The 3,600-nt window shown below is 70.4% G+C and carries 6 protein-coding genes and 1 pseudogene; 5 read left to right on the top strand and 2 right to left on the bottom strand.

Going from position 1 to position 3,600, the window contains the following annotated elements:
* Together E1294_RS55330 and E1294_RS58750 are read right to left on the bottom strand one after the other, a co-directional pair.
* Positions 1–257, bottom strand: a pseudogene (locus E1294_RS55330) (hypothetical protein); the annotation flags it as partial.
* The gene (locus tag E1294_RS58750) at positions 241–426 is read right to left on the bottom strand and encodes a helix-turn-helix domain-containing protein (RefSeq protein ID WP_425465292.1); all 186 of its coding nucleotides are present in this window, start codon (positions 424–426) and stop codon (positions 241–243) included. The gene E1294_RS58750 and the pseudogene E1294_RS55330, both read right to left, overlap by 17 nt.
* A 332-nt stretch (positions 427–758) precedes the next feature.
* On the opposite strand from E1294_RS58750, the gene E1294_RS51390 reads away from it, so the two are divergent.
* The 5 genes from E1294_RS51390 to E1294_RS51370 form a co-directional block, all read left to right on the top strand.
* Positions 759–1,211 (top strand): hypothetical protein, encoded by a 453-nt coding sequence (locus E1294_RS51390; RefSeq protein ID WP_132520486.1) that lies wholly within the window; start codon positions 759–761, stop codon positions 1,209–1,211.
* Between the two features lies 1 nt (position 1,212).
* On the top strand, positions 1,213–1,920 hold the full coding sequence (locus E1294_RS51385; RefSeq protein ID WP_132520483.1) for a class F sortase: 708 nt from the start codon (positions 1,213–1,215) through the stop codon (positions 1,918–1,920).
* Between the two features lie 269 nt (positions 1,921–2,189).
* Positions 2,190–2,549, top strand: a complete 360-nt coding sequence (locus E1294_RS51380; protein WP_132520480.1) for an RNHCP domain-containing protein — start codon at positions 2,190–2,192, stop codon at positions 2,547–2,549.
* Complete coding sequence (locus E1294_RS51375) at positions 2,549–2,947, top strand: RNHCP domain-containing protein (protein WP_132520477.1); 399 nt, start codon at positions 2,549–2,551, stop codon at positions 2,945–2,947. Before E1294_RS51380 ends, E1294_RS51375 begins: the two co-directional genes overlap by 1 nt.
* Before the next feature lie 81 nt (positions 2,948–3,028).
* Positions 3,029–3,600: alpha/beta fold hydrolase (locus tag E1294_RS51370; protein ID WP_132520474.1), on the top strand; the 572-nt coding region annotated here is incomplete at its 3' end.

The following is a 3,600-nucleotide window of genomic DNA, read 5'->3' as shown; positions in this document are numbered from 1 at the left end:
GTGCCTGCGCCCGTCCAGCCGGATCGCGCCGGTGGTGAACCGCACCGAACACCCGCCACGCCCGCTCCGGTGTTCGGTCTTGAACCGGGGAAACCCCACCTGGGGCCCTTGCGTCTGCCCTGCCGGGAGTCGCGCCAGCCGGTCAGCGCGTCGGCGAGCCGGGCCAGGCCGCAGGCGCAGGCCTCCTTGGAGGTGTCGGCCCACCACGGCGCCACCTGATCTTTGACCTGGTTCCAGCGATTACGCAGTGCGGGCATCGACCATGACAACGCGGGGGTGAGCTGATCGTCGGGCGAGGCCGTAGGAGCGCTCGGCCTCCCGTTGCGCCAGGTTCGCCTTCACCTGGGCCAGGCCCCAGTTGAACGCGACCCGCACCGCCCCGCAATGCGAGGCCAGCGCTGCGGCCCGACGCGGGGTCGGATCCAGCGCGACCGGTACGCCTGCACGACCTGCACCACCATCACCTCTCTCGCTCTTCGAAAGTTCGCCCGAATCACGGTAGAGGCTTGATCGTACGCTAAGTAATGGTTCGCATGCACAAAGTAAGATCTTGGGGCCGTGCGGACGTATGTGCCGAGAGGGCTGCCCAGGTAAGAGCTTGGCAGGAACCTGAGAAACACTGATAAAAGTTTCCAGCGGTTACCAACCCTCCGTGTCCGGTCGATTTCACTTCGATCACATAACTTGACTCCAGATCTAATACTTCGCAAGGCTCTCTTGTGTATCGGGGGACGTCCAACCGATCTTGGAGCCTTCACATGGCAAGAGCGCGACGTCTCGTGGCCGGCGCGATGACCGCCTTCGCGATCGCGGGCGCGAGCCTGGCAGCAGGCCTCAGCCCTGCCTCCGCCTCGTCCGACGATCTGCTGCCGGTCGAGCTGCCCACCTGCCTCCTCCCGCTGCCGATCCTCTGCGACGAGCCCTCCGGCGAGCCCGTGCCCGAGCCGGCGCCGGACGAGCACGAGTCCGAGGAGTCCTGGTCGCACGAGCCGAAACCGGCTGACTCCTGGCCGGGAACGGTGGAATCCGGCGAACCGTGGCGTCCGGCCAGCGAACACGAGCACCGGGTTCCTGAGGGGCATCCGGAAACCGGGGGCGGAGCGCTCGCGTCCGGCGAGCCGGTGTGGCCGTTCGCCCTGGGCGGGACGGCGCTGCTGGCCGGAGCCGGGCTCGCCGGGCTCGCGATCCGGCGCCGCAAGGGTGTCGCCTAGAGTGGCCGGACCCGCTGAACCCGCCGGATCCACTGCGGGCCGCGCGCCGGGACAGCGGACGATCGTGCTGGTCGCGACGGTCGTGTCGCTGGCCGGAGTGCTGCTCATCGGGCTCGGGCTCAGCGGCATCGTGGGCGGCGATCCGGAGCCCGTCGCCTCCGTACGTCACGAGTCGACGGCACCAGCCGGCGGCCTGCCGCTCACGGACGTGCCGCTGTCCAAGGTGGCCGAGCCCATGCGGGCCGCCCGGCCCACGGCCGTCTACATCCCGTCGATCGGCGTGGCCGCGCCGCTCATGGAACTGGGACTGGACGCCGGCGGCGCCATCGAGAACCCGCCGTTCGACCCACCGAACCAGGCCGGCTGGTACCGCTACGGGCCCGTCCCCGGCCAGCGCGGCGCAGCCGTGATCACCGGCCACCTGGACACCAGGACCGGCCCCGCCGTCTTCGCGCGCCTGAAGAACGTCAAGCGCGGCGACCAGGTGCAGGTGGTGCGCGCCGACCGCTCGGTGGCCGTCTTCGTCGTCGACAAGGTCGAGCACACCCCGAAGCGGCGCTTCCCCGCGAAGAAGGTCTACGCCAGCCTCTCCTACCCGGGGTTGCGGCTGGTGACCTGCGGCGGGGCCTTCGACCGGCGGGCGCACAGCTATGAGGACAACACGATCGTGTACGCGCACCTGGCGGCGCCGTACTACCCCGGAGGCTGATCACGGCGAAAAATCATTCGCTGCCGCCAGGCCACGACCGTTACCCTCGCTGCTGTCCGAACAGTGACGTCTGTGGGCCGTCGTGCCCAGGAAGTGGGGGATGAATGCCTGTCGTCGCGCCACGCGCGCCTCGCCGTACCACGGGCGGCTCCTGCCTCTGAGGTCTCCTCTGACCTGCCGGACCCGCCTGCCGTATCCAGCGTGCCCGCGAGGCCCGCTTGGCGCACCTTGCTGCTCATTCATGATCCATTCGGCAAGGAGTACCCAGGTTGTCCACCCATCGTTCCATCACGACCACCGAGACCTTCTCGTGCGTACGCTGCGGCCTGACCGTGACCGTGCACGCTCCCGACGGCACCCGGCGCAACCACTGCCCGAGCTGCCTGCACTCGCAGCACGTCCTCGACCAGGTGGAAGGCGGCCCGTCGGAGTGCGGGTCGCGGATGATCCCGATCTCGATCGCCGTCCTGCGCACCGGCGACTGGATGCTCATCCACCGCTGCACCCGGTGCGGTGAGCTGACGTCCAACCCCATCTGCGGGGACGACAACCAGCTCATCCTCATGCGCATGGCCGTACGGCCGATCGCGCAACCGCCGTTCCCGCTCGAAGCGTTCGGCGACCTCTGATGCCGCGCAGGAGAACGGACCAGGAACGGCCGCAACGGCGCAAGGCATGCCAGCAGGCCCCCGGCGACGCGTTCCGCTGCGTCGGGTGCCGCCTTGACGTGCCGGTGATCGCGCCGGGCACCGCGCACCGTAACCACTGCCCGCACTGCCTGACCAGCCTGCACGTCGACCACCGGATCCCCGGCGACAGGCGGGCCGCTTGCCGGGGCCGGATGGCGGCGCTGAGCGTCAGCGTCCGCCAGGACGGGGAGTGGCTGATCATCCATCACTGCCAGTCCTGCGGAGAGCTCAGCGCCAACCGCATCGCGGGCGACGACAACGCGCTGGCGCTGCTGCGCATCGCCATCCGCCCGCTGTACGACACCCGACTGCCGGTCAGCGCCCTGCTGGCCCTCTGACGGGTCCGCGATCAGGGTCTCCGTACCTCGTCCGTACGGAGGCCCCCGCGTTCTGTCGGCCCGTGGCGTTACGCTTCCCGCGTGGTCAGCGAACACGATCTGCACCTCGGCGACGGCCGCACACTCCACGTGTACGACACGGGTCCGGCAGCGGCCGGCGATGGGCCGGTCGTCCTCTGGCACCACGGCACCCCCAACATCGGCTCGCCGCCGGCGCCGCTGTTCCCGGCCTCCGAGCGGCTCGGCATCCGCTGGGTGGCGTACGACCGTCCCGCGTACGGTGGCTCCACGCCGTCGCCCGGCCGGGACCTGGCCTCGGCGGCCGGATACGCGTCCAGGGTCGCCGACGAGCTGGGCATCGGCAGGTTCGCGGTGATGGGCCATTCGGGGGGCGCCTCGCACGCTCTGGCCTGCGGAGCCCTGCTGCCCGATCGGGTCAGGGCCGTGGTCTGCGTGTCAGGGCCGGCCCCGTACGGCGCGGACGGTCTCGACTGGTTCGCGGGCATGTCGGTCTCCGGCCAGGCGTCCCTGCGCGCAGCCGTCGCTGGCCGCGCGGCGAAGGAACGGCACGAGGCGGCGGCCGCATACGACCCGGAGATGTTCACCCCGGCGGATCACGACGCACTGGGCGGCGACTGGTCGTGGTTCGGCAG

Source organism: Nonomuraea diastatica (assembly GCF_004349015.1).
Lineage (GTDB): Bacteria > Actinomycetota > Actinomycetes > Streptosporangiales > Streptosporangiaceae > Nonomuraea > Nonomuraea diastatica.
Note: the sequence above shows the minus strand (reverse complement) of the source record. Positions and strands in the feature narration are given on the sequence as shown.